Raw genomic sequence first — 26,580 nt, forward strand, 5'->3', positions numbered from 1 at the left:
GCCCGAGAGCTACCTCGCAGGCCTCCACCTCCGCGCCTCAATGATCTGGATAGACGACCTCGTGCGACCACCCAACTGATCACAACATCACACAGGCCCTAGATGTCCCGGCTGCCCCGGCCACCCTGGGCGCCCCGGAGGTCCCGGACGCTCCGGGCCTCCTGAGCGATCGGTCCCCTCCGGACAGCCGGGGCTCCGGCGGCTACTCGGCCGGCTCCCAGACCGCGTTGTCGTGCGCGAACAGCACCCGGTGCGGCCCGTGCTCGGCCACCCGGTCGAGCCAGGCCCGGTACCCGGGCAGCGGCGGGGCCACGCCCTCGCGCACCGCCCGCCGGGCGAGCACCGCCTGCCCGTACTCGGAGGCGAAGTCGTAGGCCTGCCCGGCCAGCAGGACCGGCCCGCCGCCCGGGCGGTCCACCAGCAGCGACTGGTGGCCCCCGGTGTGGCCGGGGGTGGGCAGCACCCGGACGCCCGGCCAGACCTCGGCCTCCCCGTCGAGTTCGCGGTGCTCGGCGCCGGGGAAGTCGACCAGCGCGTCGATGGTGTACCCGCCGCGCCGGGCGGTGGCCAGCTCCTCCGCCTGGACCAGGACGGGCGTGCCGGCGAACAGCGGGTTGCCGCCGCAGTGGTCGAAGTGGAGGTGGCAGTTGACCACCAGGTCGATGTCGGCGACGGCGACCCCGGCCGCCGCGAGCGCCTCCGGCAGCGGGCGGCGGACCGGGCGGTAGTGCGCCTCGGTCTCCGGTTCGCCGCCACCGATCCCGGTGTCGAACAGCAGCAGCCCCTCCGGACGCCGGACCAGGTACGCGAGCACCGGTTCCACGCGCGGCTCCGGGCCGCCCACTTCGGTGGCCGGTCGGACGAAGTACCCCAGGTCGAGACGGCGGATCACGTGCAATTCAGCCCCCATGTCGCAGTGCGTCGCTCTGCCCCCGTACGGGCGGCCGCGCGGGCCCCCCGTTCGCACCCTACCCGCCGACCGGCAGCCCCCGGTCGGCCTTCACCTGCTTCATCGTCAGGTGCGAGTTGACCTGCGCGATGCCCGGCAGGCCGGAGAGCACGTCGGTGATGAAGCGTTCGTACGCGGCGATGTCGGCCACCGCGATCCGCAGCAGGTAGTCGGGTTCGCCGAACAGCCGGTGGGCCTCCACCACCTCCGGCAGCTCGGCCACCCGGCGCTCGAACTCGGCGACCGTCACCTGGTCCTCGTGACGCATGGTGATCGTCACGAAGGGCTGGAACCCGCGTCCGACCGCCGCGCCGTCCAGCACCGCCCGGTAGCCGCGGATCACACCGTCCTGCTCCAGTTGACGCACCCGGCGCAGGCAGGGGGACGGGGTGAGGTCCACCCGGGAGGCCAGCTCGGCATTGGTCAGGCGCCCGTCCTGCTGGAGCTCGCGGAGGATTCTGCGGTCGATTCGGTCCATGGCGCAACATTCTGCCAAAACGCCGCTCCGACCAGCACGAAGTCGCCATCGCGTGCCAGCCCGATCCGGCTACCTTCAGTGACCGAACCCGCTGCCGGGTCACTCCGGCAGATCCCCGGGGCACCCCGGCAGGCCGCTGGAACAACCTCCGGCCGACCCGCCGGAACGACCCCTGGCCGATCCGCCGGGCCCACACCGCGACGAGCACGACAGGCCACGCCCACGCCCATGGACACCCACGCCCTCCTCCTCTTCCTCGGAGTCGACCTCCTGCTGGTCTGCACCCCGGGCCCCGACTGGCTCTACATCGCCGCCCGCGGCCTCGGCCAGGGACGCCGTGCCGCGCTGATCGCGGTCGGCGGGGTCTGCGCCGGGTACGCCGTCCACACGCTGCTCTCCAGCGCCGGACTGGCCGCCGCGCTGCGCGCCGTCCCGGCCGCCCTGCCCGTGCTGCGCCTCACCGGTGCCGCGTACCTGCTGGTGCTGGCCGTCATGATGCTGCTGGCGCTGCGCAAGAGCGGGGGCGCCGCCGCCCTCGCCGCGCCCAAGCCGCAGCCCACCGCGACGGTGCTGCGCCAGAGCATGCTGACCGCGCTGCTCAACCCCAAGGGGCTGCTGCTCTACCTGTCCCTGGTGCCGCAGTTCGTCGACCCGGACGCCGCCCTGCCGGTCGGCGGCCAGGTGCTCGCGCTCGGCTCGCTCAACGTGCTGGCCTGCGCGGTGGTGTACGGGCTGGTCGCGTACGCCAGTGGGCGGCTCGGCGGCCGGTTCGGCGGCACCCCGCAGGCGGCCCGCCGGATGACCATGGTCTCGGCGGTGCTGTTGATGCTGGTGGCGGGCGTCACAGCGAGCGCCTGAGAACGGGAGCACAATGCCGGGCATGACCGAGCGCCCGTTGCCAGAAGGAACCACCGCGGCCACTGGAACCACCGGAACGGCGGCAGCCGCCGGAGCCGTCGACCGCCCGACCGCCCACGCCTGGGCCGCTCTCGGCGGACCGCCCGAGCTGCTGGAGCGGGTGACCTTCCACGGCCCGGAGGACGTCCTGCCCTCCGGGCTGCCGGTGCGCCGGCTCGCCCGGGCCACCGTGGCGGTCTGTTCACTGGCCGCCGCCGAGCTCGCGTCCCACCGCGCCGGCGGTTCGGCGCCCCTGGCCGCGTCCGTCCCCGCCGTCCGGGTGGACCAGGGGGCCGTCGCCACCGCCTTCGTCAGTGAGCGGCACCTGACGGTCGACGGCCGCGCGCCCGTCAACTTCGCCCCGCACTCCGGCTTCTGGCGTACCGCCGACGGCTGGGTGCGCACCCACGCCAACTACCCGCACCACCGGACCCGGCTGCTCTCCGCCCTCGGCCTCGCCGCGGACGCCGGGCCCGAGCAGCTCGCCGAGGTGCTCGGCAGGCTGCCGGCCGAGCGGATCCAGGAGCGTGCGTACGCGGCGGGAGCGCTCGCGGTGGCCGTCGTGCCGGTGAGCAGCGTCGTGCACCCCCTCGTGGAGCACCTGGAGGTCGGCGCCGCCGCCGGAACCGCGCCGGTCCGCCCGCTCGGCCAGGCCCCGGTGGACCGGCCCGCCGCCGGGATCCGGGTCCTCGACCTGAGCCGCGTGATCGCCGGACCGGTGGCCACCCGTACCCTCGCCCTGCTCGGCGCCGACGTCCTGCGGGTCGACTCGCCCCGGCTGCCCGAGGCCGACGACGCCCACGCCGACACCGGCTTCGGCAAGCGCTCCACCCGCCTCGACCTCGCCGAGCCCGCCGACCGCGCCGTCTTCGACGGCCTGCTCGCCACCGCCGACGTCGTCGTCTCCGCGTACCGCCCCGGCTCCCTCGACGCCCACGGCCTCGGCCCCGACGCGCTGTTCGCCCGTCGCCCGGACCTGATCCTCGCCCAGCTCTGCGCCTGGGGCTGGACCGGCCCCTGGGCCGGGCGGCGCGGCTTCGACAGCCTGGTCCAGGCGGGTGTCGGCATCGCCGCCCACGAGGCCGCCCCCGAGACCGGATCCGGCACCGGCGGCCGCCCCGGCGTGCTGCCCGCCCAGGCCCTCGACCACGGCACCGGCTACCTCGTCGCCGCCGCCGTGCTGCGCTCCCTCACCGACCAGCGCACCCGCCGCCCCGGCGGCCGCCACCTGCGCTTCTCCCTCGCCGGCACGGCCTCCTGGCTGCTGCACGGCATCGAACCGGAGACGCCGCGGGGAGGCCCGTCCGAGCCCTACGACCCCGCCCGCCGGCTGGCCGAGGTCGACTCCCCGTACGGGCGGCTGCGCCACGCCCTGCCGCCGATCGGGTACGAGGGGGCGCCCGCCGACTGGTCGCGCCCGCCGGGGCGTTGGGGAACGGACGAGCCGGTCTGGCTCTGACGGCCTCGGGCGGGCGCTGTCCGAGGCGTCTGGCAGCATCGCCGTCATGACCGCACACGCCACGGACTACACCTGGTTCACCCGGTGCTACCCCGTCCTGGGGGAGGCCTGCTGCCTCACCCAGGTGCAGGGGCTCGAGGCCGGTGAACTGCTGCGCCGCTTCAACGCCCTGCCGGGGACGGGTGCCGTCGGGCTGGAGGGGGTGGTGGCCCGCTGGAGCTCCTACACGAACGGGGCCGACGCCGAGGCCAGGGAGCTGTTCGACCCCGCCGAGGACCGGCTGCTCGTGGCCGTCACCGAACTCGACGGCTGGGCACTCGCGGTGGAGCCCTTCGGCTACCTCGGCACCCTGGACGCGGAGATCCTCCGGCTCGCCGAGGGCACCCGGCTGGTCTCGCACTACCGCAACGCCCTGGGGGCCGACCACTTCCACTGGTGGGAGCACGGCATCCAGCGGCTGCACTTCGAGCCGCTCTTCCCCGACCAGCGGGACGGCACGGACGCCGAGGCGCCCGGCATCCCCGAGCTGCTGACCGCCTGCGGCTTCGAGCTGGAGACGGAGGCGTACGACCTGTGCGGCGAGGCCGCGTTCGCGCTCGCCGAGCGGCTGACCGACGTCCGGCTCGACCCGGAACGGCTGGAGGCCGCGACCTTCCGGATCGGCTACGCGCCGCGTCCGTGAGCCGCTCCGTGCCCGTGAGCCGCTCCGCGTCCGTGAGCCGTTCCGCCCAGCGCTGAGGCCGCGCCCCGGCGGGACGCGGCCTCGGTGTTATAGGACGGCTGTTGTCAGACCCCGGACGGGATCTGCTTGGCCCGGCTGCGGACCTGGAGTGCCGTCACGATCTCGACCAGGCCCAGGATCACCAGCCAGCACCCGGACAGTACGGCCAGCGCGGTGATCGACCCGACCGGCCACACCATCAGCAGCACACCGGCCAGGGTGTTGGCCACGCCCGCGAAGGCCTGCCAGCCCCGGGCGGGCATCATCGGGTCGGAGATCGCGGCGGCGAGCTGGGTGATGCCGCGGAACAGCCAGCCGATCCCGATCCAGAGCGCGAGCAGCAGCAGCGACTGCACCGCACTGCGGAAGCAGAGCAGTCCCAGCAGCACGCAGATCGCGCCGCTGATGAAGGCCAGCACCCGCAGCGCGGTGGTGGAGTGGGTGCCGAACGCGGCGATCAGCTGCACGATGCCGATCACCAGCAGGTAGAGGCCGAACAGCACGCCCACCACCAGGAGCGTCTCCCGGGGCCAGGCGAAGACCACGATCCCGAGGGCGAGCGAGGCGAGTCCGGCGACCAGCAGGACCTGCCAGGCGGCCTTGGCGAGCAGTCCGAGCGGACCCTGGACCGGGGTGCCGTCGGGGGTGATGATCGGAGGGGCCACGGTGGCGTACTCCTCGGGGCTGACGCCGGGGCGGCCGGCTGACGGGCAGGGAACGAACCCCAGCCTCTCCGCGCCACGGCCGGACCGCGCGTCGGATACGGCCGTTCGGGGGATTCGCCGCGGTCGCCGGAACGTCACCCTCCGGACACTTGCCGTCGATACCATCCGTCGGTATGACTTCTGAAGGGTGGGGGACCCCTCCGGTCGAGCCGATCAGCCAGCACTACATCGTCTGCGGGGGCAACGCGCTGGCACACCGACTGGTCCTGGAACTCGTCGAGCACTACGAGGTGCCGGTCGTCGTCCTGGTCGCCGACCGGACCCGCGACCACGCGCCGCAGATCGAGCAACTCTCCGGCGTGGCGGCGGTCGTGGAGTACACCAGCGTCACCGAGGAGGCGCTGCGCGCGGTGTCCATCGGCACCGCGCGCGGCCTCGCCCTGGTCGAGGGGAGCGACCAGGAGAACATCCACGCCGCGCTCAGCGCGCAGAACCACAACCCGGACATCCGCATCGTGTTCCGGATGTTCAACCAGCGGCTCGGCGAGAACATCGAACGGCTGCTCAGGAACGGTGCCGCGCTCTCCGGCTCCGCCACCGCCGCCCCGGCCTTCGCCTCCGCGGCGCTCGGGCGGCCCAACTCGGTGGAGATCGAGGGGCGTTACCTGCACATCGCGTTCGACGACGACATCACCTCCGACCGGATCTGCGTGGTCGCCGACCAGATCGACCGGCAGGACCTCGGCAGGATCCGGCTGCTGCCCGAGCAGCAGGGCGACTCGGCCGAATTCGTCCGGCTCGCCGCCGAGTTCGGCGACCAGGGGCCGATCCGCCCCGGTGGCGTACGGCCCGAACCGGCGCCGCCGGCCGACCCGGAGCCTTCGGCCGGGCCGATGCCGCCGGCCGGTCCGGAGCCTTCGGCCGGGCCGATGCCGCCGGCCGGTCCGGAGCCTTCGCCCGGCCCCGCCCGGGACGGGGAGCCGGGCGGCCGGGCGGCGCTCCAGGTGCTGCGGATCGAGCCCCGGGAACCGATCGACTGGATGAGACGGCTGCGCTGGCGGCTGCTCGACACCATGCGCTTCTTCACCAGCGCCCGGATGCGCCTGGTGCTGCTCACCGCCCTCGCGGCGGTGCTGCTGGCCTTCGGCGTGCTCTGGTACCTCAACCGGAACTTCGGCTGGACCGTCTACATCGCGCTGCTCGACCTGGCCGGCGCCGCCCAGCCGGACCAGCTCTCCGACGTCGCCGCCGGGACGGGGGCGGGCACCGGCGGGTTCTGGCAGCGGGTCGCGCAGGTGGTGATCACCATCTGCGGGATCACCTTCGCGCCGGTCGCCACCGCGATCGCGGTCGAGGTGCTGGGCTCCGGGCGGCGCGGGCAGCCGCGCAACCCCGGGGCGGGCACCCGGGACCACGTGATCGTCGTCGGCCTCGGCAACGTCGGCACCCGGGTCGCGACCCAGCTGCACACCATGGGCGTGCCGGTGGTCTGCATGGAGCGGGACCCGCAGGCGCGCGGCATCGCCGCCGTACGGGCACTGGGGATCCCGGTGGTGATGGGCGACGGCCCGTTCGAACAGCAGCTGCGCCGGGCCCGGCTGAAGCACAGCAGGGCGCTGGTCGCGGTCAGCGGGGACGACGCCACCAACCTGGAGGCGGCTCTGGAGGCGCGCCACGGCAATCCCGAGGTCCGGGTGGTGGTGCGGCTGTTCGAGGACGACTTCGCGAGTCACTTCTACAAGACGCTGGACAACGCGGCCTCCCGGTCGGTGTCCTACCTGGCCGCGCCCGCCTTCGCGGCGGCGCTGATGGGGCGCGAGGTGCGCGGGACGCTGTCGGTGCTCCGGCACGTGCTGCTGATCGCCGAGCTGACGGTGGAGGACGGCAGCGGGCTGATCGGGCTGAACCGGCACGACCTGGAGGACCCGGGCGGCGTCCGGGTGATCGCGGTGCGCTTCGCCCACGGCGGACAGCTGCAGTGGAACTTCCCCGACCGCACCCGGCGGCTCGCCCCGGGCGACCAGATCGTGGTCGCAGCCACCCGCAGCGGGCTCGCCCGGCTGAACACGGTGGCGGTGGAGGAGCAGGGCTGAGCGGGGCTGTCCTCGGACAGGGTTCAGCTGACAGATTTCAGATGTTGAAATCTGAAATCTGTCAGCTGTTATCCGTCGGCCGTCAGTTGTCAGCCGTCCTCGGCCGTCAGCGGTTCTGGAACTCCGGCGGGCGCTTCTCGGCGAAGGCCGTCATGCCCTCCTTCTGGTCCGCCGTGGCGAAGGCCGCGTGGAAGAGCCGGCGCTCGAAGCGGACGCCCTCGGCGAGGGTCGTCTCGAAGGCGCGGTTGACGCTCTCCTTCATCATGATCGCGGCCGGGGCGGACATCGCCGCGATCGTCTCGGCGGTGGCCAGCGCCTCGGACAGCAGCTGGTCGGCGGGGACGATCCGGGAGACCAGTCCGGCCCGCTCGGCCTCCTCGGCGCCCATCATCCGACCGGTCAGGCACAGCTCCATGGCCTTCGCCTTGCCGACCGCCCGGGTCAGCCGCTGCGAGCCGCCGATGCCCGGGATGACGCCGAGCTTGATCTCCGGCTGCCCGAACTTCGCGGTGTCCGCCGCCAGCAGGACGTCGCACAGCATGGCCAACTCGCAGCCGCCGCCCAGCGCGAACCCGGCGACCGCCGCGATCACCGGCTTGCGCAGGGCGCCGAGCCGGTCCCACGGGCCCAGCCAGTCGTCCAGGTAGACGTCCGGGAACCGGTTGCCCTGCATCTCCTTGATGTCGGCGCCGGCCGCGAAGGCCTTCTCCGAGCCGGTGATCACCAGACAGCCGATCTCCGGGTCCCGGTCGAAGGCGGTCGCGGCGGCGACCACCTCGTTCATCAGCTGGGTGTTCAGCGCGTTGAGCGCCTTGGGCCGGTTGAGCGTGATCAGCCCCACCCGGCCCTTGCGCTCGACCAGGATCGTCTCGTAGGTCTCGGTCTCGGTCATCGCCGTCGACTCCCATTTCCGCTGCTCGGCGCCTGTGGGCGCGCCCTGACCACCCAACGATCTACGACGCGCCCCGCCTCGCGCCAGTCTTGGTATGCGAGACGCCGGTCACCAGGGGACGGAGGCGGCGGCGGGGCGGTCGGACGGAGGCGGTGGCGGGACGGAGCGACGGCCGGATGGACGCCGGGCCGGTCAGAAACGGACGCCGTAGCGCTCCGCCGCCTGCCGTACGGTCTCCGCCTTCACCTCGCCCCGGCGGGCCAGCGCGGCCAGCGCCGCGACCGTCACCGACTCGGCGTCCACCCCGAAGTGCCGCCGCGCCGCCGCCCGGCTGTCCGAGAGGCCGAAGCCGTCGGTGCCCAGCGAGGTCCAGTCCTGCTCCACCCACGGGCGGATCTGGTCCGGCACCGCGCGCATCCAGTCGCTGACCGCCAGCACCGGCCCGGGCGCTCCGGCCAGCGCCCTGGTCACGTACGGGACGCGGGCCGCCGCGCCGGTACCGGCCGCGGCCTGCGCCAGGTTGGCCGCGTCGCAGTCCAGCGCCTCGCGGCGCAGCTCCGTCCAGGAGGGTGCGGACCAGACGTCGGCCGCCACGCCCCACTCCTCGCCGAGCAGCCGCTGCGCCGTCAGGGCCCACTGCACGGCGGTGCCGGAGGCGAGCAGTTGGAGCCGCGGCGGGTCGGCGGGCAGGTCGACGGCCGGGGTGGCGGACGACGCGGCGGCGTCCGCCGTACGGTAGCGGTAGAGGCCGCGCAGGATGCCGTCCACGACCTCCTCGCCGTCCGGGAGCGCGGGCTGCACCAGCGGCTCGTTGTAGACGGTGAGGTAGTAGAACACGTCCTCGCCGTGGGGGTGTTGCTCGCTGCCGCCGTACATCCGGCGCAGGCCCTCGCGGACGATCACGGCCACCTCGTAGCCGAACGCAGGGTCGTAGGAGAGCGCGGCCGGGTTGGTGGAGGCGATCAACTGGGAGTGGCCGTCGGCGTGTTGGAGGCCCTCGCCGGTCATGGTGGTGCGGCCGGCGGTGGCGCCGATCAGGAAGCCGCGGCCCAACTGGTCGGCCATCGCCCACATCTGGTCGGCGGTGCGCTGCCAGCCGAACATCGAGTAGAAGATGTAGAACGGGACGACCGGCTCGCCGTGAGTCGCGTACGAGGTCGCGGCGGCGGTCAGCGAGGCCATCGAACCGGCTTCGGTGATGCCCTCGTTGAGGATCTGGCCGGTCGCCGACTCCTTGTAGTGGAGCAGCTGGTCGCGGTCGACCGGGTCGTAGGTCTGCCCGAGCGGGGAGTAGATCCCGGCGGTCGGGAAGAGCGACTCCATGCCGAAGGTGCGCGCCTCGTCCGGGACGATCGGCACCCAGCGGTGGCCGGTCGCCTTGTCCCGCAGCAGGTCCTTGACCAGCCGGACGAAGGCCATGGTGGTGGCGATCTCCTGGCTGCCGGAGCCCTTGAACAGCGTCTCGAAGGGCTTCGCGGGCGGGGTGGGCAGCGGTGTGAAGCGCACCCGGCGGGCGGGCGCCGGCCCACCCAGTGCGGCGCGGCGCTCGCGCAGGTAGCGGGCCTCCGGCGAGTCCGGGCCGGGGTGCGCGTACGGGGGCAGCGGGTCGTTCAACGCGGCGTCCGGAATGGGGAGTTCGAGCAGGTCGCGCATGGCCCGGAACTCGGCTCCGGAGAGCTTCTTCATCTGGTGGTTGGCGTTGCGGGACTCGAAGCCGGGGCCGAGCGTCCAGCCCTTGACGGTCTGCACCAGCACCACGGTGGGCGCGCCCCGGTGTTCCAGCGCCGCGCGGTAGGCCGCGTACACCTTGCGCGGCTCGTGGCCGCCCCGGGAGGTGGCGACCGTCTCGATCAGCCGCCGGTCGTCCACGGTGTCGGCGAGCGCCCGCAGTTCGGGCGAGCTGTGGAAGAGGTGCTCGCGGACGTACCCGGCGTCCGAGGCGGCGTAGGTCTGGAACTGCCCGTCCGGCACCTCGCCGAGCCGGCGGACCAGAGCGCCCGTGGTGTCGCGGGCCAGCAGTTCGTCCCAGGCCTCGCCCCACAGCGACTTGACCACGTTCCACCCGGCCGCACGGAAGCGGCGCTCCAGCTCCTGCACGATCTTGCCGTTGCCGCGCACCGGCCCGTCCAGGCGCTGCAGGTTGCAGTTGACGACGAAGCTGAGGTTGTCCAGGCCCTCCCGGGCGGCCAGCGCGAGCGCGGCGGTGGACTCGGGCTCGTCCATCTCGCCGTCGCCGAGGAAGGCCCACACGTGCGAGCCGGAGGTGTCCTTGATCCCGCGCGCGGTCAGGTAGCGGTTGAACCGGGCCTGGTGGATCGCCGAGAGCGGCCCGAGGCCCATCGAGACGGTCGGGAACTCCCAGAACCAGGGCAGTCGGCGCGGGTGCGGGTAGGAGGGCAGGCCGTCGCCGTCGGCCTCCTGGCGGAAGCGGTCCAGCTGGGCCTCGGAGACCCGGCCCTCCAGGAACGCGCGGGCGTAGACGCCGGGGGCGGCGTGGCCCTGCACGTACAGCTGGTCGCCGGAGCCGTCGGCCTCCTTGCCGCGGAAGAAGTGCTGGAAGCCGACCTCGTACAGCCAGGCGGCGGAGGCGTAGGTGGCCATGTGCCCGCCCAGGCCGCCGCGGTGGTTGCCCCTGGTCACCATGGCGGCGGCGTTCCAGCGGTTCCAGGCGGTGATCCGGCGCTCCATCTCCTCGTCGCCGGGGAACTCCGGTTCGGCGGCGGTGGGGATGGTGTTGACGTACGGGGTGTCCAGCAGCGGAGGGACGTCGAGCCGCTGCAGCTCGGCGTGCTCGACGAGGCGGCGCAGCAGGTGGGCGGCGCGGTTCGGTCCGCCGAAGTCGCGGGCGGCGTCGAGGGACGCGCGCCACTCCGCGATCTCCTCGGGGTCGTGGTCGGGAAGCTGGTCGAGCTGGGACACGGGTGGTTCCCCTTTACCGGTGCGCTTCAGGGTGCTTATTCCAGGATGCGGAATAGCATTTCTCTCCATGGAACTATTTGGACGGTAGAGAGTGATCGGGTGGCCCGTCAACCGCTACTGGCGGGTAGTTTGAGCGATGATCGATCATCTCTATGCGAACTTTATGCGGAAGGGCAACCCCGGCCCGAGCGGCTCAGTCGGAGTGCCAGGCGTACTCCAGGACGTGCTCGGCCAGCAGCCGGCCGACCGCCGGGTCCTGCCGCCGGAAGGCCTCGATCAGCGGCCGGTGGTCGGCGGCGTTCTCGTGCAGCTCCGGCCGGACCCGGTGCAGCGACAGCACCGTCCACACCTCGACCCCGAGGCCCTCCCAGGCCCGCAGCAGCGTCCCGTTGCCGGAGGCGGCGACGATCTCGCGGTGGAAGGCCACCCCGTGCCGGGCCTGGCCGAGGGCGTCGCCCGCCGCCGCGGCCGTCGCCATCCGCTCGGCGTGCCGCTCCAGCGCGGTGGTGTCCCCGGCCAGCCGGACCACCGCCGACTCGGCGGCCAGCCGCTCCAGCGCGGCCCGCACCTGGTAGACCTCGCGCAGCTCGGCCGGGCCGATCTCGCGCACCCGCACGCCCCGGTTGGGCTCGGCGTCGAGCAGCCCGAGGGTCTGGAGTGCGCGCAGCGCCTCGCGGACCGGCGCCTGGCTGACGTTCAACTCGGCGGCCAGGCGCCGTTCGACGATCCGGTCCCCGGGCTGCCAGCGGCCGTTCAGCAGGCCCTCCAGCAGCAGCCCGCGCACCTGCTCGCCCAGCGGCACCCGGGACAGCGGGTCGGTGCCCCCGGCCGGGGTCGGCGGCGGGACCGGGTGGTTCATGGCGGGCTCCAGGTGTGCCGGTGGAGGTGGGGCGGGGGAAGGGGGCGGGGAAGGGGTGGGGCTCAGGCCAGGCCCAGTTCGTCGCCCACGCGCGGGGCGAGGAAGCGGGCGACGTCCGCCTCCGTCACCTCGGCGAGGGTGCCGGGCTTCCACCGGGGGTTGCGGTCCTTGTCGATCACCTGCGCGCGGACGCCCTCGACCATGTCGTGGCCCTCCAGCGCGGCGCAGGAGATCCGGTACTCCTGGTCGAGCACGGCCTCCAGCGAGGGGAGCATACGGGCGCGGCGCAGCGCGGCCAGGGTGGTCTTCACGGCGGTGGGGGAGTTCGCCAGGACGGCCTCGGCGGCCTCCTTGGCCTCCGGGACACCGGAGTTCAGCAGCCGGTCGACGATCTCCTCGACCGTGTCGGCCGCGTAGCAGGCGTCGATCCAGGGGCGCTGGGCGGCCAGTGCGGCGGGCGGCGCGGGCTCGGCGTGCGCGGCGACGACGGCCGCGACGGCGGAGGCGACGGCGGTGGTGCTGTCGGGCGCCGTGGCGGTGCTCCGGCCCAGGGCGTCGAGCAGGTCCGGGATGCGCCGCGAGGGCACGAAGTGGTCCGCGAACCCGCACAGCAGGGCGTCGCCCGGGCCCATCGAGGCCGCGCTGAGCCCGAGGTGGGTGCCCAACTCGCCCGGGGCGTGGGCGAGCAGCCGACTGCCGCCGACGTCCGGGGCGATCCCGATCCGGGTCTCGGGCATCGCGACGGTGGACCGCTCGGTGACGATCCGCACCGCGCCGTGGGCGGACACGCCGACGCCGCCGCCCATGGTGATGCCGTCCATGACCGCGACGTACGGCTTCGGGTAGCGGGCGATCAGCGCGTTCAGCCGGTACTCGTCGCGGAAGAACGCCCGGGTGCCGGCCCCGCCCGCCTTGGCGTCGTCGTGCATCGCGCGGATGTCGCCGCCCGCGCACAGGCCGCGCTCGCCCGCGCCGGTCAGCACGACGGCGCGTATCCGGTCGTCCGCGGCCCAGCCGTCCAGGGTGGCGCGCAGGGCGGTGACCATGACGTGGGTCAGCGAGTTGAGCGCCCGCGGGCGGTTCAGCACGAGCCGTCCGACGCCGCCGTCCAGGAACGCCTGGACCTCCGCCACCTCTGCGTTCATCGGGCCCGCTCCCGTTCCTCGGTGCTGTCGTCGGCGATGGTGATTCCCACCGTCCACCGTACCGGGGCAGGCGCCCGTTGTGATCACTCGCCCGGCGATCATGTTTCCGACGGGCGCTCCAGGGGCGCTCCGCGGGTGCGCGGGAGGCGCTACGGCCAGGCGCGCAGGGCGAGTTCGGCGGTGCGGGCCAGGTCGGCGGGGGTGGCGCCGTCGCGGGCCTGCTGGGACATGCCCTGGAGTACCGCACCGAAGTAGCCGGCCAGCCCCTTCGGGTCGGCCTCCGGCGGCAGTTCGCCGTCCTGCTGTGCCCGGCGCAGCCGCTCCTCGAAGGTGCGCAGGTTCCCGTTGCGTCGCTCGCGCAGCTGGTCCTGGATGACGGCGTCCTGCGGGGTCACATTGGTGGCGGCGGAGATCACCAGGCAGCCGGTCGGATGCGACGGGTCGGCGTAGACGGCGGCGGCCTCGCGCAGGATGCGGGCGAAGGCGCCGTACGCGGTGGGCTCCTCCGCCAGCGCGATGGCCGCGAACTCGCCGGCGGGGGAGTGGCCGTACTGGCGGACCACCTCCTCGAACAGCGACCGCTTGTCACCGAAGGCCGCGTACAGGCTGCCGGGGCGGATGCCCATGGCGGTGGTGAGGTCGGTGACGGAGGTGGCCTCGTAGCCGTGCTGCCAGAACAGCCGGGTGGCCGCGGCCAGGGCCTCGGCGCGGTCGAAGGCCGGCGGGCGTCCGCGACGGGGAGTGCGCGGCGGGCCGGTGGGCCCGTCCGGGGATGCCGTTGTCGCCGCGTGCGCCTCTGTCATGCGCTGAATTTTAGAGCACTCACTCAAGAAGTGTGTGCTAGCGTATTTTTTGAGCGATCGCTCAAGAAATGCGTTGAGTGCAAACAGGAGGGGGCTCGGACATGGGCGCGGACAGGCTTCAGGGCAAGACGGCACTGGTCACGGGGGGCAGCAGGGGGATCGGCCGGGCCATCGCCCGCCGGCTCGGGCGGGACGGCGCCACCGTCGCCGTCGGCTACGCCCGCGATGCGGTGGCGGCGGAGGAGGTGGTGGCGGGCATCCGGGCGGACGGCGGGCGGGCCTTCGCGCTGCCCGCCGCGCTCGGGCGGCACGGCGATGCCGTCGCGCTGTGGGAGGCCTTCGACGTGCGGATAGGCGAGTACGCGCCGGCCGGGGGCGTCGACATCATCGTGAACAACGCCGGGATCGGGCGCAGCTCCGACCTCGCCGGCCTGACCGAGGAGGAGTTCGACGAGGTCTTCGCGGTCAACGTCCGCGCACCGTTCTTCATCGTCAAGCACGGGCTGGAGCGACTGCGTGACGGCGGCCGGATCATCAACATCTCCAGCGGCCTGGCCCGGCTCGCCATGCCGGAGATCATGGCCTACGGCGCCACCAAGGGCGCGCTGGACACCTTCTCGCTCAACCTCGCCCAGCAGCTCGGGCCGCGCGGGATCACCGTCAACTCCGTGGCGCCCGGGATCATCGACACCGACCTCAATGCGGAGTTCCTGGGCGATCCGGAGGCGCGGGCCTGGGCGGCCTCGGTCGCCGCGCTCGGCCGGGTCGGGGCGCCGGAGGACATCGCGGACGTCGTCGCCTTCATCGCCTCGGACGACGCGCGGTGGATGACGGGGCGCGTGGTCGACGCCACCGGCGGCTCGCGGCTGTAGGCGGGAGCCGCCGGCGGTGGGCTGACGGATGACAGATAACAGCTAACAGATGATGAAATCTGTCAGCTGTTATCTGTCATCCGTCATCCGTCGGTCGTGAGCCCTCAGCCCCGCACGCGCCCGGTGACCTCGCCGAACCCGATCACGGTGCCGTCCGGCCCGGGCGCCGTGGCGGTGATGGTCACCTCGTCGCCGTCCTCGAGGAACGTCCGGGTCGTCCCGTCCGGGAGCTTCAGCGGCTCCTCGCCGTTCCAGGTCAGCTCGATCAGCGCGCCCCGGGTGTCCCGCTCCGGCCCGCTGACCGTCCCCGAGGCGAACAGGTCGCCGGTGCGCAGCGAGGCGCCGTTGACCGTCATGTGGGTCAGCTGCTGCTGCGCCGTCCAGTACATGGTGGCGAACGGCGGCCGGGAGACCTGGTGCCCGTTCAGCCGGACCTCCATCGCGAGGTCCAGGCCCCACGGTTCGCCGCCCCGGTCGTCCAGGTACGCCAGCGGCTCGACGTCGCGCTCCGGCGGCGTGACCCGGGCGTGGTCCAGGGCGTCCAGCGGCACGATCCACGGCGAGATGGAGGTCGCGAAGGACTTGCCGAGGAAGGGGCCGAGCGGCACGTACTCCCAGGCCTGGATGTCGCGCGCCGACCAGTCGTTGAGCAGGCAGACGCCGAACACGTGCTCGCGGAAGTCATCCAGCGCGACCGGCCGGCCCAGCTCCGACGGCGTGCCGACGACGAAGCCGACCTCGGCCTCGATGTCGAGCCGGCGGGACGGCCCGAAGGTCGGTGCGGCGTCGGCGGGTGCCTTGCGCTGCCCGGACGGCCGCACCACCGGCGTGCCGGAGACCACGACCGTGCCCGCCCGCCCGTGGTAACCGATCGGCAGGTGCTTCCAGTTGGGGGTGAGCGGCTCCGAGCCCGGGCGGAAGATCCGGCCCAGGTTGGTGGCGTGGTACTCGGAGGCGTAGAAGTCGACGTAGTCGGCGACCTCGAACGGCAGGTGCAGCTCCACCTCGTCGGCCGGCAGCAGCGCCGGCGACAGGGCCTCGCGGAAGGACTCGTCGGTGAGCCAGGTGGTGAGGTCCGCCCGCACCCGGCTCCAGACCGGGCGCCCCGCCGCCATCAGCGGGTTGAGCGAGTCCGCGTCCAGCAGCACCGACGGCGCTCCGGCCGCGCGGGCGGCCGCCCCGGCGTCCAGCACGAAGTCCCCGACGCGGATGCCGATCCGGCGCCGCCCGGGCTGGTCGGCGGCGGTGAAGACGCCGTACGGCAGGTTGTGCACGCCGAACGGCGAGTCCTGGGCGCTGGCGAGCCAGCTGCTGGGGGTGGTGCTCAACGGTCCTCCTGGTGCAGTGGACTGGGCGACGACAGCAGGCCGAGCGCGGCCAGGTCACCCAGGGGCTCGGCGATGCTACAGGTGCCGAACGCGGTGAACGAGTTGCGGATCACCACGATCTGACGGTCCGTCAGTGCGCGTGCCGCCTTGGCCAGCACCTCGCCGTCGCGTTCCGCCAGCACCGCCGCCGCGGCGGCCCGGTCGGTCTCCTGCGCGGCCAGCAGCACGTTCAGGAAGCCGTGGTGCTCGAAGCCGGTCTCCGGGTCGGTGTGCCGGACGGCGTTGTGCAGTCCGGCCGTGCACTTGTACGGCAGTCCGCGCTGCGCGCACCCGGTGAGGAAGGCGGCCAGTTCGTCCTCGTCCGGGAAGGCCTCGGCGACCAGCCCGCCGGTGCGGAACTTCGCCCGGTACGGGCTGTCCACCAGCACGTCCAGGACGGCGTCCAGCCCGTCCCCGCGCAGCAGTTCGCGCGGGAGTTCGACGGCGGCGGGGACGTCCGGGGGCAGCAGCCGGTCCAGCGCGGCCACCGCCTCGGCGGCGTCCCGGGTGGCCAGCTCGACGCCGGCCAGCTCGAACGGTGCGGCGGCGGCGAGCGCCGGGGCGAGCTCGATGCTGCCCCCCGGCAGCACCAGCCCGACCTTGAGCGGCCGGTCGCCCGCCACCACCGAGTCGTCCGCCTCCGCGGCGCCCGGAGCCGCGTCGGCCGAGACCGCCGCGGCCAGCTCGCCCAGTCGGCCGGCCCCGCAGAGGAAGGGCCCGACCGCCTCGGCGTACCAGGCCGCGCGGTGCGCCCGGTGCGCGGGTACCGCCTCGGCGACCGGCAGGTTCCCGGGCGGGAACACCGCCGCGTCGTCGAACAGTCCGCGGAACAGCTCGGGGATCACACCCCCCGAAGGCAGCGCGTTCATCGCCCGGGCCCCCGACCGGCCCAGGTCCAGGCGTAGTTGGCGTCCTCGGTGGCCCGGCCGCCCTCGCCGAGCTCCAGCGGGCGGAAGGTGTCCACCATGACGGCCAGCTCGTCGAAGAACTCCGCGCCGATGCTGCGCTCGTACGCCCCCGGCTGCGGCCCGTGGGTGTGCCCGCCCGGGTGCAGCGAGATCGAGCCCTGGCCGATGCCGGAGCCCTTGCGGGCCGCGTAGTCGCCGCCGCAGTAGAACATGACCTCGTCGCTGTCCACGTTGGCGTGGTAGTACGGCACCGGGATCGCCAGCGGGTGGTAGTCCACCTTGCGCGGGACGAAGTTGCAGATCACGAAGCCGTTGCCCTCGAAGACCTGGTGGGCCGGCGGCGGCTGGTGGATCCGGCCGGTGATCGGCTCGAAGTCCTTGATGTTGAACGCGTACGGGTACAGGCAGCCGTCCCAGCCGACCACGTCGAACGGGTGGTGCGGCACGGTGTAGCGGGTGCCCGCGATCCCGTTCGGGCCGCGGTGCTTGACCAGCACGTCGACGTCCCCGGGGGCGTCGACGACCAGCGGGCCGACCGGTCCGCGGAAGTCCCGCTCGCAGTACGGCGCGTGCTCCAGCAGCTGCCCGTACTTGGACAGGTAGCGCTTGACCGGGGTGATGTGGCTGTTCGCCTCGACGCAGTACGCGCGCAGTGGCTCGTCCCCGGCCGGCACCCAGCGGTGGGTGGTGGCACGGGGGATGACCACGTAGTCGCCCTGTCCGACCTCGATCGAGCCGAACACCGTCTCGACCGTGCCGGAGCCGGACTCCACGTACACGCACTCGTCGCCGAGCCCGTTGCGGTAGAGCTCGCTCGGGGCCCCGGCGGCGACGTACGAGATCCGTACGTCGCCGTTGCCGAGGACGAGCCGGCGGCTGCCGACGACGTCCGCGGACTTCCAGTCCTGGTCCGCGAACAGCTCGTGCAGCTTGAGGTGGCGGGGGAGGAGGGGGTGGTTGGGCACCGTGGACTGGTCCGGCAGCTCCCACGGCACCGCGTTGACCACCGCCGAGGGGATGCCCCGGTGGTAGAGCAGTGAGGAGTCCGAGGAGAACCCCTCCTCGCCCATCAACTCCTCGTAGTACAGCCCGCCTTCGGGGGTGCGGTGCTGGGTGTGCCGCTTGGGCGGGATGCTTCCCAGCTGCCGGTAGTACGCCATCTCCGTGGTCCTCCTCGACCGTTCGGCAGAGATCCGTTCGTCAGAGCCTGCCAGAGCCTGCCAGAGCCTGTCAGGGCCCGGACAGACCCTTGTCAGGGTCCGTCCGGGCTTCTACAGAGCTCGTCGGGGCCCGTCAGAGCCCTCGGACGCTCACAGGTTGCCGCGTCGGTCCTGCTCGCGCTCGATGGACTCGAAGAGCGCCTTGAAGTTGCCCTTGCCGAAGCCGAGCGAACCGTGCCGCTCGATGAACTCGTAGAAGACGGTGGGGCGGTCGCCGATCGGCTTGGTGAAGATCTGCAGCAGGTAGCCGTCCTCGTCGCGGTCGACCAGGATGCCGCGCTTCTTCAGCTCCTCGACCGGCACCCGGACCTTGCCGATCCGCGCGCGCAGCTCCGGGTCGTCGTAGTAGGAGTCCGGGGTGGAGAGGAACTCCACGCCGCGCGCCCGCAGCACGTCCACGGTGGTGAGGATGTCGTTGGTGGCGAGCGCCATGTGCTGGCAGCCGGGGCCGGTGTAGAACTCCAGGTACTCGTCGATCTGGGACTTCTTCTTGGCGATGGCCGGCTCGTTGAGCGGGAACTTCACCCGGTGGTTGCCGCTGGCGACGACCTTGGACATCAGCGCGGAGTAGTCGGTGGCGATGTCGTCGCCGACGAACTCGGCCATGTTCACGAAGCCCATGACGCGGTTGTAGAACGCCACCCACTCGTCCATCCGGCCCAGCTCGACGTTGCCGACGGCGTGGTCGAGGGCCTGGAAGAGACGCTTGGGCGAGCCCTCCGGGTGGGTGACCCGGCTCTCCGCGACGACGTAGCCCGGCAGGTACGGGCCGTGGTAGCGGGAGCGGTCGATCAGGGTGTGGCGGGTCTCGCCGTAGGTCGCGATGGCCGCGCGGCGCACGGTGCCGTTCTCGTCCGAGACGTCGTTCGGCTCCTCCAGCACGGTGGCGCCGGTCGCGCGGGCGTGCTCGATGCACTTGTCGACGTCCGGGACCTCCAGGGCGAGGTCGACGACGCCGTCGCCGTGGCGGCGGTGGTGGTCCAGCAGCGGGCTGTCCGGCTGGACGCCGCCCTTGATCACGAAGCGGCAGGAGCCGGAGCGGAGCACGTACGCCTTGCGGTCGCGGCGGCCGGTCTCCGGGCCGGAGTAGGCGACCAGCTCCATGCCGAAGACGACCTGGTAGAACTGCGCCGTCTGGGTGGCGTTGCCGACCACGAAGACGACCGCGTCCTGGGCCGTCACCGGGAAGGGGTCGGCGGCGGCGTCGTGCTCGACGAGGCCGACGAGGCGGCGCAGCTGGTCGGCGTCAAGACCGGCCTCGCGCTCCTCGGGGGTCAACTCAAGGGCGTGGGACTGCGGGGTCATCGCTCGTTCCTCCACTTCGGGCCTCGCCGTCGAGGCTTCCGCTGGATCGCGACCGCACCGAACGGGTGGGCGGTGTGGTTGCGGAGAGCTTGCTCCTGTCGGGGTGGTTGGGCAACAGGTCGGATTTTGACTGCTCAATGTGTACAAGCTGATCAGAAATTCCCGCTGTCAGCTGCGCAAAATGCGCTGCTCACCGGGGGTGAAGCACGAAGTCTGCGCAATGGGACGGTCACGCGCTCCCGGGGCCGACGGGGCGCGGGAGGTGGCGGAGGAACCAGTCCGCGGCCAGCTCGGCGACCCGGTCCAGGGTCCCCGGCTCCTCGAACAGGTGGCTCGCGTGCGGCACCACCGCGAGCCCGGTCTCGCAGCGCAGTCGGCTCCGGGCCCGCCGGTTGAGGTCGAGCACGGTGGGGTCCAGCGACCCGACCACGAGCAGCGTCGGGGCGCGGACCCGGGCCAGGGTGTCGGGCGCGGCGAGGTCCGGGCGACCGCCCCGGGAGACCACGGCGCGCACCGCCGGGCCCAGTTCGGCGGCGGTGTGCAGCGCGGCCGCGGCGCCGGTGCTGGCACCGAACAGGCCGAGCGGCAGGCCCCGGGTCTCGGGCACGGTGGCGCCCGGGCCGCCCTCCGCCGGGCCCAGCCGCCGGGCGACGGCCGTCAGCCGGCCGCCCAGCAGCGCCACGTCGAACACGTTCCGCCGGTCGGGCTCCTCGGCCTCGGTGAGCAGGTCGAACAGCAGCGTGGCCAGCCCGGTGCGGTTCAGGTACTCGGCGACGTGCCGGTTGCGCGGGCTGTGCCGACCGCTGCCGCTGCCGTGTGCGAAGACGACGACGCCGCGCGCGCCGGCCGGGACGGTCAGCCGGCCCGCGAGGCGGACCCCGGCGACGGGCAGCGGCAGCTCCCGGTCGACCCCGGCGGAGGCCCCGGGCGGGTCGCCACGGGCGGCCTCGGCCAGCAGCCGCAGCACCTCCTCGTCCTCGGTCTGCGAGAAGTCGGCGTAGAACTCGCCGATCGCGTAGAACGGGGACGGCGTGTCGACGCAGACCAGTTCGTCGGCGACCTCGTCGAGACGCTCGGCCCAGTCCGCGGGCGCGACCGGCACCGCGAGCACCACCCGCGCCGCGCCGCGCTCCCGGACGATCCGGCAGGCCGCCCGGGCGGTGGACCCGGTGGCGATGCCGTCGTCCACCACGACCACCGTCCGTCCGCGCAGGTCGGCGGGCGGCCGGTCACCCCGGTAGCGGCGGGCCCGGCGCGCCAGCTCGGCGCGCTCGCGCCGTTCCACCTCGGCCAGTTGGCCGTCCGTGACCGAGGAGAACCGGATCACCTGCTCGTTCAGCACCCGGACGCCGTCCTCGCCGATCGCCCCCATGCCCAGCTCGGGCTGGTACGGCACGCCGAGCTTGCGGATCACGCAGATGTCCAGCGGTGCGCCGAGCGCCGCGGCGACCTCGGCGGCCACCGGCACGCCGCCCCTCGGCAGCGCCACGATCACGGTGTCGGGGCCGGCCAGGTGGCCGAGCCAGGCGGCCAGCCGACGGCCCGCCTCGGTGCGGTCGGCGAAGCGGGTGAAGTGGGTTCCGGTGACGTGCATGACACGGCCTCCGGTTCCACCGTACGTCGTTCCGGGCGGCTCGGGGCGGTCGCGGACGGGGGCTCCCGGGGTGCGCGCGGACGGGGTTCCCGGGGTGCGTGCGGAGGGCGGTGCGCGGGATCGGGAGCCGCGACCGGACCGGGGGCGCGACCGGGGTGCGACCAGGGCAGGACCCTGGCGCGACCGGGGCGGGACCGGAGCGGGATCCGGCCGGGACGGGGCCGGGATCCCGGGTGGGATCGGGTCGGGAGCCGGACGGGACGACACCCCCGTGTGGCCGGGACAACGGGCGGCGCACGGTGGATCACAGAGGCGGACCGCAGCGCCCGCCCGCGACCGGAAGGAGCGCCCGTCATGTCGGGCACCGTGATCACCGACCTGCGCCGCCGAGGCGCCGTCGACCCCGGCCGCCTGCTCGCCGGGCCGCTGCGCGGCGTCGGCCTGCAACGGCTCGACCCGGGCCGGCGCACCGAGGTGGCCGCCGACGGCGTCGAGCACGCGCTCTACGTCACCGCCGGCTCCGGTCTCGCCGAACTGCCCGAGGGCGCCGTGCATCCGAACCAGCCGAACCAGCCGGACCACCAGGACCGCCAGGACCGCCAGGACCGTCGGGAGCGTGCCGAGTCCGGCCTGCCGCTGGTCGAGGGCACCGCGATCGTGCTGCCGCTCGGCTCGCGGACCGTGCTGACCGCCGGCACGGCCGGACTGGAGTACTTCCACGCCGTCCTCGCCGTCCCGCCCTCCTCCGAAGAAGGTGACCCCAGGTGATCGTCACCACCGACACCGGCGCGGCCATGGTCGTCATCGGCCCGAACGGCGAGCGGGTACGGATCCGCTCCCTCGCCCGGCGCCCGATGCTCGCCAGCGCCTGCGAGACCTTCGACCACCTGCGGCTGAGCCCCGGAGCCCACCACGTGCTCGCGGGCCGGCCCGACACCGAGACCGTCCTGCACGTGCTGCGCGGAGCCGCCGTCGTCGGGCAACTCTCCGACGAGACCGACCACTTGGCATCCGTGGGGGACCTGCTGATGGCCCACCGCGGCCGCACGCTGCACCTCGAAGCCGGACCGATCGGCGCGGAACTGCTCTGCCTGACCCTCGCCGTCCCCCGGCACACCGCCGGCGCCCGGGCCGCCCCGGCCCGCCGCCGCGCCACCCGCCGCGACCGGCCCTGACCGGCCCCGACGGGTCCTGCCAGTCCTCGATCCGAGGAGACCCCTCGTGATACTCGTCCCCGCTGCCGTCCCCCGCACCGCACCCGCGTTCCAGCGGCTGATCGACCCCGAGCAGCGGCCGGCCGTCCGCGCCGGACTCACCGTCGAGGCGCTGCCGCCGGGCGTCCGGGTCGAGCAACTCCCTTACGAATCCGTCGAATCGGTGACCGTGGTGCTCTCCGGTCGGCTGCTCGCGGCCGGCCGGATCCTCTCCCCGGGCGAGGCGCTGCACCACCGGCCCGGCACCTCCTACCGGCTCACCGCCGTCCGCGGCGCGCCGACCGCCGTGCTCACCGTCCGTCCCACCCCGCCCCGGGCCGTCATCCCGGCCCAGCGGTCGGGCTCCGCACCCGCCCCGAGCTGGCGGCAGGTGGAGGTGGGCACCGTACGGCTCGACCCGGTCGGTGTCTGCGGACCGTACGCGGACCGGGCCGCCGACGCCTTCCTGGTGGTCCTCTCCGGAGCCTCCTCCTTCCTCGGCGAGCTCGGTGAAGTGCCGCTGCTCCCCGGCGACTTGGTCTACGTCCGGGCGGGGGAGCGGTACGGCCTCCGGGCCGGCCGCCGCGGACCGGTCGCCGCCGTCCTGGGCCGCGTCGGCACCCCCAGCACCGCTCTGGGACCGGAATGGGACAGCAGGCCCATGCGCTCGGGGCAGGCCGATCCGCAGGGGTGAGGGCGCGAGGCCGGGAGGCCGCGGTGAGATGACAGTCGACAGCTGACAGAGTTCAAAATCTGTCAGCTGTCGACTGTCATCTGTTATCCGTCCGCCGCCCGTCCATCGCCGTCGGGTGCGGCGGGCGCCGGGCCGACACGCGGAGGGCTTCACGCGCACGTCACGGAAAGTCACGTGATCGCCGCTGATAGTGTCGGCCGGGTGGATGAAGAACAGCCGGTGGAACCCGCGGACCCGGCCGGAGACCCGCCCGTCCGTGTACTGATCGTCGACGACCACCCCCTGTTCCGGGAGGGGCTCAAGGCGGCACTGGAGAGCGCCGAGGGTGTCCTCGTGGTCGCCGAGGCGGAGCGGGTCGCCGACGTTCCGGGGGCGGTCGCCCGGCACCACCCCGACGTGGTGATCATGGACCTCTCGCTGCCCGACGGCTCAGGACTGGAGGCCGTCCGACAGCTCGCCACCCGGGAGGCGCCGCCGCCGGTGCTGATGCTGACCATGTCGGACGACGACGGCAATCTGCTCGCCGCCCTCCAGGCGGGCGCGCGCGGTTACCTGGTCAAGGGGGCCGGGCGGGAGGAGGTGCTGCACGCGGTGCGGACGGTGGCGACGGGCGGCGCGGTGTTCGGCGGCGAGGTGGCCGGGCGGATCACCGCCCTGCTGGCCGGGGCGAAGATGCGGGAGGCGGGGCAGCTCTTCCCCGAACTCACCGCCCGCGAGGCCGAGGTACTGGGCCTGGTCGCGCGCGGGCTGGACAACCGGCGGATCGCCCGGGAGCTGGTGGTCGCGGAGAAGACCGTCCGCAACCACATCACCCACATCTTCGAGAAGCTGCACGTCGCCACGCGCGCCGAGGCGGTCGCCCGGGCCCGTGACATGGGCCTCGGCGACGGCCGGACCTCCCCGGAGCGGTGAACCGGAGCGGTGAACCGAGGGGCGAACGGTGAAGGTGAACGCGGGCGGTGGGCCGGAGAAGTGAACCGGGGGTGCCGGCCCGCCGACCGGCACCCCCGGAGTCCTGCCGCTCCGCCCTACGGCCGCATCTCGTACGCGCCGGAGAGCGCCTCGACCCGCTCCCACACCCGCGCGTCCCGCGCCGGGTCGGCGACCGGGCGGCGCACGTTCGTCAGCGCCCAGGCGGCCTGCTCCTCGGTGGCCGAGGCCTTGCCGTGCAGCTCGGTGGCATGCGCGGAGAAGTCGCGGACCAGCGCGTCGAAGATCCGGTCCAGCACGTCGCCGCCGTCCTCGGAGGCGGTCAGGCCGGTCAACTCGGCCTGCTCCAGCACCAGCTGGCCGTAGACGATCAGCGCGAACAGCTGGCCGATCTCCAGCAGGAAGTCCAGGTCGGCCTGCTGCTCCTTGCTCGGCGCGTTCTCGAGCAGCAGCGCGCAGAAGCCGTCGGCCTGCTCGCGGAAGCGGGCGACGTTGGGCAGCGCGGCGTGGCGGTCGTAGGCGGCGCGCCAGTCGTGGAAGCGGATCGCGCCGAGGCCGCGGGCCGGGCCCTGCCGGAACAGGAAGTCGTCGTCGGCGGCGTCCAGGCGGCTCGGCACCGGGGCGTAGTCGGCCGGGGCGAACAGGTAGTTGCCCATGAACTTGAGGATCAGCGCCAGGTTGACGTGGACGGTGCCCTCCAGCTTCGGCAGGCCGCGGATGTCCTTCGCGGCCTTGTCGAAGTAGGTGTCCGCCTCGAAGCCCTTGGCGGCGATGACGTCCCACATCAGGTCGATGACCTTCTCGCCCTCGGTGGTGACCTTCATCTTGGTCATCGGGTTGAACAGCAGGTAGCGGCGGTCCTCGGGGGAGGCGGTGCGGAAGTAGTCCACGGCCCGCGCGCTGAACAGCTTCATCGCCACCAGGCGGACGTAGGCGTCGGTCAACTCCCGCTTGACGTGCGGGAAGTCGGTGACCCGCTTGCCGTACAGCACCCGGTTGTGGGCGTGCGTGACGGCCTCGTACATCGCGTGCTCGCAGATGCCGATCGAGGCGGTGCAGAGGTTGAACTTGCCGACGTTGACGGTGTTGAGCGCGGCGTCGAAGGCGGCCTGGCCGGTGTGCAGCACGTCCTCGGCGCGCACCGGGTAGTCCTCCAGGCGGAACTCGCTGACGTACATCTGCGCGTTCACCACGTTCTTGACCAGGTGGTACGCGTCGTGGCGGCTGTCGGCGGCGAAGAAGACGTAGCCCTCCGGGCCCTCGACGTCCGAGCGGCGGCCGAACACCGAGACCAGGCCGGCCACGTTGCCGTTGCCGATGTAGTACTTGGAGCCGGTCGCGGTGAAGCCGCCCTCGCCGTCCGGGGTGAGGATCATGTCGGTGGAGTAGATGTCCGCGCCGTGGGTGCGCTCGGAGAGGCCGAAGGCCATCACGTGGCCCTCGGCCAGCAGCTTGGCGGCGCGGGCGCGGACGGCCTCGTTCCCGCTCTGCCAGACCGGGCCCAGGCCCAGGATGGTGACCTGCCAGGTGTACCAGTAGCCGAGGCCGTAGAAGCCGAGGATCTCGTTCAGCTCGGCGATGCGGGCGGTGTCCCAGCGCTTGTCGGGGTCGGCCGAGGCGGGGGTCAGGAACTCCGCGAACAGGCCCTCCTTCGCGGCGAAGTCCAGGAAGTCGGCGTACCAGCTGCGGTCGATGTAGGTGTCGATCAGCGCCTTCTTGCCGCGGGACTCGAACCAGTCCACCGTCGCGCGCAGCAGTCGGCGGGTCGGCTCGTCGAACTGTGCGGGGTCGTAGTTGCGCGGGTTGAAGAGCATCGAGGGGCTCCCGGGGGTCGAGGGTGTGAGGAGGGGCGGGTGGCAGGGACCGGGCGTCGCCCGCCGTCCGCCGTCCGCCGGTCGTCGGCGGTCCGCCGTCAGCCGGCGGAGGAGAGGCGGCGCAGGGTGGCGAGCACGTCGTCGAGCCAGGCGAGGGTCATCCGCTCATACTCGATGCCGCCGCGCAGCACCACGTGCTGCAGCTGCTGCCCGGCGTCGAGCGCGGTGGCGTCGGGGAAGTCCCGCTGCTCGCCGTGCAGGTAGCGGGCGAGCAGGGCGGCATGGCCCTCGCGGTGCCGTTCGACCTCGGAGATCAGTGCGGCCGGGTCGTCGAAGGCGGCGGCCCGGATCTTGACCGCGAGCTCGTGCCGGACGGTCTCCGGTTCGACCGGTTCGCGCAGCCAGCCGGCCAGCGCGGCCCGTCCGGCCTCGGCCGCCGAGTAGACCTTCTTGTCCGGGCGTCCGTCCTGGCTGACCTCCTGCGCGGCCACCCAGCCGTCCGTCTCCATCCGCCGCAGCACCCGGTAGATCTGCTGGTGGGTGGCGGTCCAGAAGCGCCCGATCGAGCGGTCGAAGCGCCGGGCCAGCTCGTAGCCGGAGCCGGGCTGCTCCAGCAGTGAGACGAGGATCGCGTGCTCCAGTGCCATGGCCCGCATCCTGCTATGCAACGAGTTGCATAGGCAATGGCGACCCGGACGGTTGAGACGCAGGTCACCGGCGTGATCCGATGGTTATCGGTTATTCCGGACTATTGGGTGCAAATCGTTGGATAAGAGCCAGAATGGGTACGGGGCAAGCGCCTT

24 protein-coding genes are annotated in these 26,580 nt (G+C 73.3%); 9 read left to right on the top strand and 15 right to left on the bottom strand.

All coding sequences use genetic code 11. The features are described from left to right. Positions 1-202 precede the first annotated feature (202 nt). Positions 203-910, bottom strand: a complete 708-nt coding sequence (locus ACWDCZ_RS04830) for an N-acyl homoserine lactonase family protein (protein ID WP_449815200.1) — start codon at positions 908-910, stop codon at positions 203-205. A 58-nt stretch (positions 911-968) separates the two neighbouring features. Next, positions 969-1,427, bottom strand: coding sequence for an Lrp/AsnC family transcriptional regulator (locus ACWDCZ_RS04835; RefSeq protein ID WP_049652743.1), 459 nt, complete (start codon positions 1,425-1,427; stop codon positions 969-971). 228 nt (positions 1,428-1,655) lie between these two features. On the opposite strand from ACWDCZ_RS04835, the gene ACWDCZ_RS04840 reads away from it, so the two are divergent. Genes ACWDCZ_RS04840 through ACWDCZ_RS04850 form a run of 3 tightly spaced genes read left to right on the top strand, consistent with a single transcriptional unit; the run spans position 1,656 to position 4,465 of the window. Then, complete coding sequence (locus ACWDCZ_RS04840) at positions 1,656-2,285, top strand: LysE family translocator (protein WP_074004196.1); 630 nt, start codon at positions 1,656-1,658, stop codon at positions 2,283-2,285. 22 nt (positions 2,286-2,307) lie between these two features. After that, positions 2,308-3,783 (top strand): CoA transferase, encoded by a 1,476-nt coding sequence (locus ACWDCZ_RS04845; protein WP_449815201.1) that lies wholly within the window; start codon positions 2,308-2,310, stop codon positions 3,781-3,783. Between the two features lie 46 nt (positions 3,784-3,829). Next, positions 3,830-4,465, top strand: a complete 636-nt coding sequence (locus tag ACWDCZ_RS04850) for a DUF6461 domain-containing protein (RefSeq protein ID WP_449815202.1) — start codon at positions 3,830-3,832, stop codon at positions 4,463-4,465. A gap of 104 nt (positions 4,466-4,569) precedes the next feature. On the opposite strand, the gene ACWDCZ_RS04855 is transcribed toward ACWDCZ_RS04850, so the two are convergent. Beyond that, positions 4,570-5,169 carry an HdeD family acid-resistance protein gene (locus tag ACWDCZ_RS04855; protein ID WP_049652737.1) on the bottom strand — a complete coding sequence of 200 codons (600 nt, stop codon included), beginning with the start codon at positions 5,167-5,169 and terminating at the stop codon, positions 4,570-4,572. A gap of 173 nt (positions 5,170-5,342) precedes the next feature. Here ACWDCZ_RS04855 and ACWDCZ_RS04860 point away from each other — a divergent pair, with 173 nt between their 5' ends. Further along, on the top strand, positions 5,343-7,262 hold the full coding sequence (locus tag ACWDCZ_RS04860; RefSeq protein WP_449815203.1) for an NAD-binding protein: 1,920 nt from the start codon (positions 5,343-5,345) through the stop codon (positions 7,260-7,262). 106 nt (positions 7,263-7,368) lie between these two features. Here the strand turns inward: ACWDCZ_RS04860 and ACWDCZ_RS04865 are convergent, their stop codons facing one another. From ACWDCZ_RS04865 to ACWDCZ_RS04885, 5 genes are all read right to left on the bottom strand, one after another. After that, on the bottom strand, positions 7,369-8,154 hold the full coding sequence (locus tag ACWDCZ_RS04865) for an enoyl-CoA hydratase (protein WP_074004199.1): 786 nt from the start codon (positions 8,152-8,154) through the stop codon (positions 7,369-7,371). A 192-nt stretch (positions 8,155-8,346) separates the two neighbouring features. After that, the gene (gene aceE / locus ACWDCZ_RS04870; protein ID WP_449815204.1) at positions 8,347-11,073 is read right to left on the bottom strand and encodes a pyruvate dehydrogenase (acetyl-transferring), homodimeric type; all 2,727 of its coding nucleotides are present in this window, start codon (positions 11,071-11,073) and stop codon (positions 8,347-8,349) included. 193 nt (positions 11,074-11,266) lie between these two features. Next, complete coding sequence (locus ACWDCZ_RS04875) at positions 11,267-11,932, bottom strand: GntR family transcriptional regulator (protein ID WP_449815205.1); 666 nt, start codon at positions 11,930-11,932, stop codon at positions 11,267-11,269. Between the two features lie 62 nt (positions 11,933-11,994). Then, positions 11,995-13,077, bottom strand: coding sequence for an enoyl-CoA hydratase/isomerase family protein (locus tag ACWDCZ_RS04880; RefSeq protein WP_449815206.1), 1,083 nt, complete (start codon positions 13,075-13,077; stop codon positions 11,995-11,997). Between the two features lie 149 nt (positions 13,078-13,226). Continuing rightward, entirely contained in the window at positions 13,227-13,880 is a 654-nt protein-coding gene (locus tag ACWDCZ_RS04885; protein WP_449815207.1) for a TetR/AcrR family transcriptional regulator, read from the bottom strand. 101 nt (positions 13,881-13,981) lie between these two features. Between ACWDCZ_RS04885 and ACWDCZ_RS04890 the strand changes: the two genes are divergently transcribed. Then, positions 13,982-14,752 carry an SDR family oxidoreductase gene (locus ACWDCZ_RS04890; protein ID WP_375873341.1) on the top strand — a complete coding sequence of 257 codons (771 nt, stop codon included), beginning with the start codon at positions 13,982-13,984 and terminating at the stop codon, positions 14,750-14,752. Between the two features lie 104 nt (positions 14,753-14,856). Here ACWDCZ_RS04890 and fahA read toward each other — a convergent pair whose 3' ends face one another. The 5 genes from fahA to ACWDCZ_RS04915 form a co-directional block, all read right to left on the bottom strand. Beyond that, on the bottom strand, positions 14,857-16,080 hold the full coding sequence (fahA, locus tag ACWDCZ_RS04895) for a fumarylacetoacetase (RefSeq protein WP_449815208.1): 1,224 nt from the start codon (positions 16,078-16,080) through the stop codon (positions 14,857-14,859). Beyond that, complete coding sequence (locus ACWDCZ_RS04900) at positions 16,077-16,988, bottom strand: hypothetical protein (RefSeq protein WP_449815209.1); 912 nt, start codon at positions 16,986-16,988, stop codon at positions 16,077-16,079. Before ACWDCZ_RS04900 ends, fahA begins: the two co-directional genes overlap by 4 nt. Beyond that, a complete protein-coding gene (locus ACWDCZ_RS04905; protein WP_449815210.1) occupies positions 16,985-18,187 on the bottom strand; it encodes a cupin domain-containing protein in 1,203 nt (400 codons plus the stop codon). The genes ACWDCZ_RS04900 and ACWDCZ_RS04905 overlap by 4 nt, the downstream gene beginning before the upstream one ends. Positions 18,188-18,337: 150 nt before the next feature. Beyond that, a complete protein-coding gene (hppD, locus tag ACWDCZ_RS04910) occupies positions 18,338-19,552 on the bottom strand; it encodes a 4-hydroxyphenylpyruvate dioxygenase (RefSeq protein WP_049659944.1) in 1,215 nt (404 codons plus the stop codon). Between the two features lie 229 nt (positions 19,553-19,781). Beyond that, positions 19,782-21,146, bottom strand: coding sequence for a phosphoribosyltransferase family protein (locus tag ACWDCZ_RS04915; protein WP_449815211.1), 1,365 nt, complete (start codon positions 21,144-21,146; stop codon positions 19,782-19,784). Between the two features lie 354 nt (positions 21,147-21,500). Between ACWDCZ_RS04915 and ACWDCZ_RS04920 the strand changes: the two genes are divergently transcribed. The 4 genes from ACWDCZ_RS04920 to ACWDCZ_RS04935 all read left to right on the top strand — a co-directional run bounded on the left by ACWDCZ_RS04920 (position 21,501) and on the right by ACWDCZ_RS04935 (position 23,945). Further along, complete coding sequence (locus ACWDCZ_RS04920; RefSeq protein ID WP_449815212.1) at positions 21,501-21,914, top strand: hypothetical protein; 414 nt, start codon at positions 21,501-21,503, stop codon at positions 21,912-21,914. After that, positions 21,911-22,321, top strand: a complete 411-nt coding sequence (locus ACWDCZ_RS04925; protein WP_449815213.1) for a hypothetical protein — start codon at positions 21,911-21,913, stop codon at positions 22,319-22,321. The genes ACWDCZ_RS04920 and ACWDCZ_RS04925 overlap by 4 nt, the downstream gene beginning before the upstream one ends. 46 nt (positions 22,322-22,367) lie before the next feature. Further along, positions 22,368-23,033: a hypothetical protein gene (locus ACWDCZ_RS04930; RefSeq protein WP_449815214.1), complete on the top strand. Its 666-nt coding sequence runs from the start codon at positions 22,368-22,370 to the stop codon at positions 23,031-23,033. A 201-nt stretch (positions 23,034-23,234) separates the two neighbouring features. Further along, the gene (locus ACWDCZ_RS04935; RefSeq protein WP_449815215.1) at positions 23,235-23,945 is read left to right on the top strand and encodes a response regulator; all 711 of its coding nucleotides are present in this window, start codon (positions 23,235-23,237) and stop codon (positions 23,943-23,945) included. A 116-nt stretch (positions 23,946-24,061) separates the two neighbouring features. Here the strand turns inward: ACWDCZ_RS04935 and ACWDCZ_RS04940 are convergent, their stop codons facing one another. Then, the gene (locus ACWDCZ_RS04940; RefSeq protein WP_074004212.1) at positions 24,062-25,777 is read right to left on the bottom strand and encodes an acyl-CoA dehydrogenase family protein; all 1,716 of its coding nucleotides are present in this window, start codon (positions 25,775-25,777) and stop codon (positions 24,062-24,064) included. 98 nt (positions 25,778-25,875) lie between these two features. Further along, positions 25,876-26,424 (bottom strand): PadR family transcriptional regulator, encoded by a 549-nt coding sequence (locus ACWDCZ_RS04945; RefSeq protein WP_049652276.1) that lies wholly within the window; start codon positions 26,422-26,424, stop codon positions 25,876-25,878. Positions 26,425-26,580: the final 156 nt, after the last annotated feature.

This window comes from Kitasatospora sp. NPDC001225 (genome assembly GCF_053597855.1).

Excerpts from the sequence above, each read along its gene's own strand:
- ACWDCZ_RS04830 (WP_449815200.1), bottom strand. The coding sequence starts at position 910 with ATGGGGGCTGAATTGCACGTGATCCGCCGTCTCGACCTGGGGTACTTC.
- ACWDCZ_RS04835 (WP_049652743.1), bottom strand. The coding sequence starts at position 1,427 with ATGGACCGAATCGACCGCAGAATCCTCCGCGAGCTCCAGCAGGACGGG.
- ACWDCZ_RS04840 (WP_074004196.1), top strand. The coding sequence starts at position 1,656 with ATGGACACCCACGCCCTCCTCCTCTTCCTCGGAGTCGACCTCCTGCTG.
- ACWDCZ_RS04845 (WP_449815201.1), top strand. The coding sequence starts at position 2,308 with ATGACCGAGCGCCCGTTGCCAGAAGGAACCACCGCGGCCACTGGAACC.
- ACWDCZ_RS04850 (WP_449815202.1), top strand. The coding sequence starts at position 3,830 with ATGACCGCACACGCCACGGACTACACCTGGTTCACCCGGTGCTACCCC.
- ACWDCZ_RS04860 (WP_449815203.1), top strand. The coding sequence starts at position 5,343 with ATGACTTCTGAAGGGTGGGGGACCCCTCCGGTCGAGCCGATCAGCCAG.
- ACWDCZ_RS04865 (WP_074004199.1), bottom strand. The coding sequence starts at position 8,154 with ATGACCGAGACCGAGACCTACGAGACGATCCTGGTCGAGCGCAAGGGC.
- ACWDCZ_RS04875 (WP_449815205.1), bottom strand. The coding sequence starts at position 11,932 with ATGAACCACCCGGTCCCGCCGCCGACCCCGGCCGGGGGCACCGACCCG.
- ACWDCZ_RS04880 (WP_449815206.1), bottom strand. The coding sequence starts at position 13,077 with ATGAACGCAGAGGTGGCGGAGGTCCAGGCGTTCCTGGACGGCGGCGTC.
- ACWDCZ_RS04885 (WP_449815207.1), bottom strand. The coding sequence starts at position 13,880 with ATGACAGAGGCGCACGCGGCGACAACGGCATCCCCGGACGGGCCCACC.
- ACWDCZ_RS04890 (WP_375873341.1), top strand. The coding sequence starts at position 13,982 with ATGGGCGCGGACAGGCTTCAGGGCAAGACGGCACTGGTCACGGGGGGC.
- ACWDCZ_RS04900 (WP_449815209.1), bottom strand. The coding sequence starts at position 16,988 with ATGAACGCGCTGCCTTCGGGGGGTGTGATCCCCGAGCTGTTCCGCGGA.
- ACWDCZ_RS04905 (WP_449815210.1), bottom strand. The coding sequence starts at position 18,187 with ATGGCGTACTACCGGCAGCTGGGAAGCATCCCGCCCAAGCGGCACACC.
- hppD (WP_049659944.1), bottom strand. The coding sequence starts at position 19,552 with ATGACCCCGCAGTCCCACGCCCTTGAGTTGACCCCCGAGGAGCGCGAG.
- ACWDCZ_RS04915 (WP_449815211.1), bottom strand. The coding sequence starts at position 21,146 with ATGCACGTCACCGGAACCCACTTCACCCGCTTCGCCGACCGCACCGAG.
- ACWDCZ_RS04920 (WP_449815212.1), top strand. The coding sequence starts at position 21,501 with ATGTCGGGCACCGTGATCACCGACCTGCGCCGCCGAGGCGCCGTCGAC.
- ACWDCZ_RS04940 (WP_074004212.1), bottom strand. The coding sequence starts at position 25,777 with ATGCTCTTCAACCCGCGCAACTACGACCCCGCACAGTTCGACGAGCCG.
- ACWDCZ_RS04945 (WP_049652276.1), bottom strand. The coding sequence starts at position 26,424 with ATGGCACTGGAGCACGCGATCCTCGTCTCACTGCTGGAGCAGCCCGGC.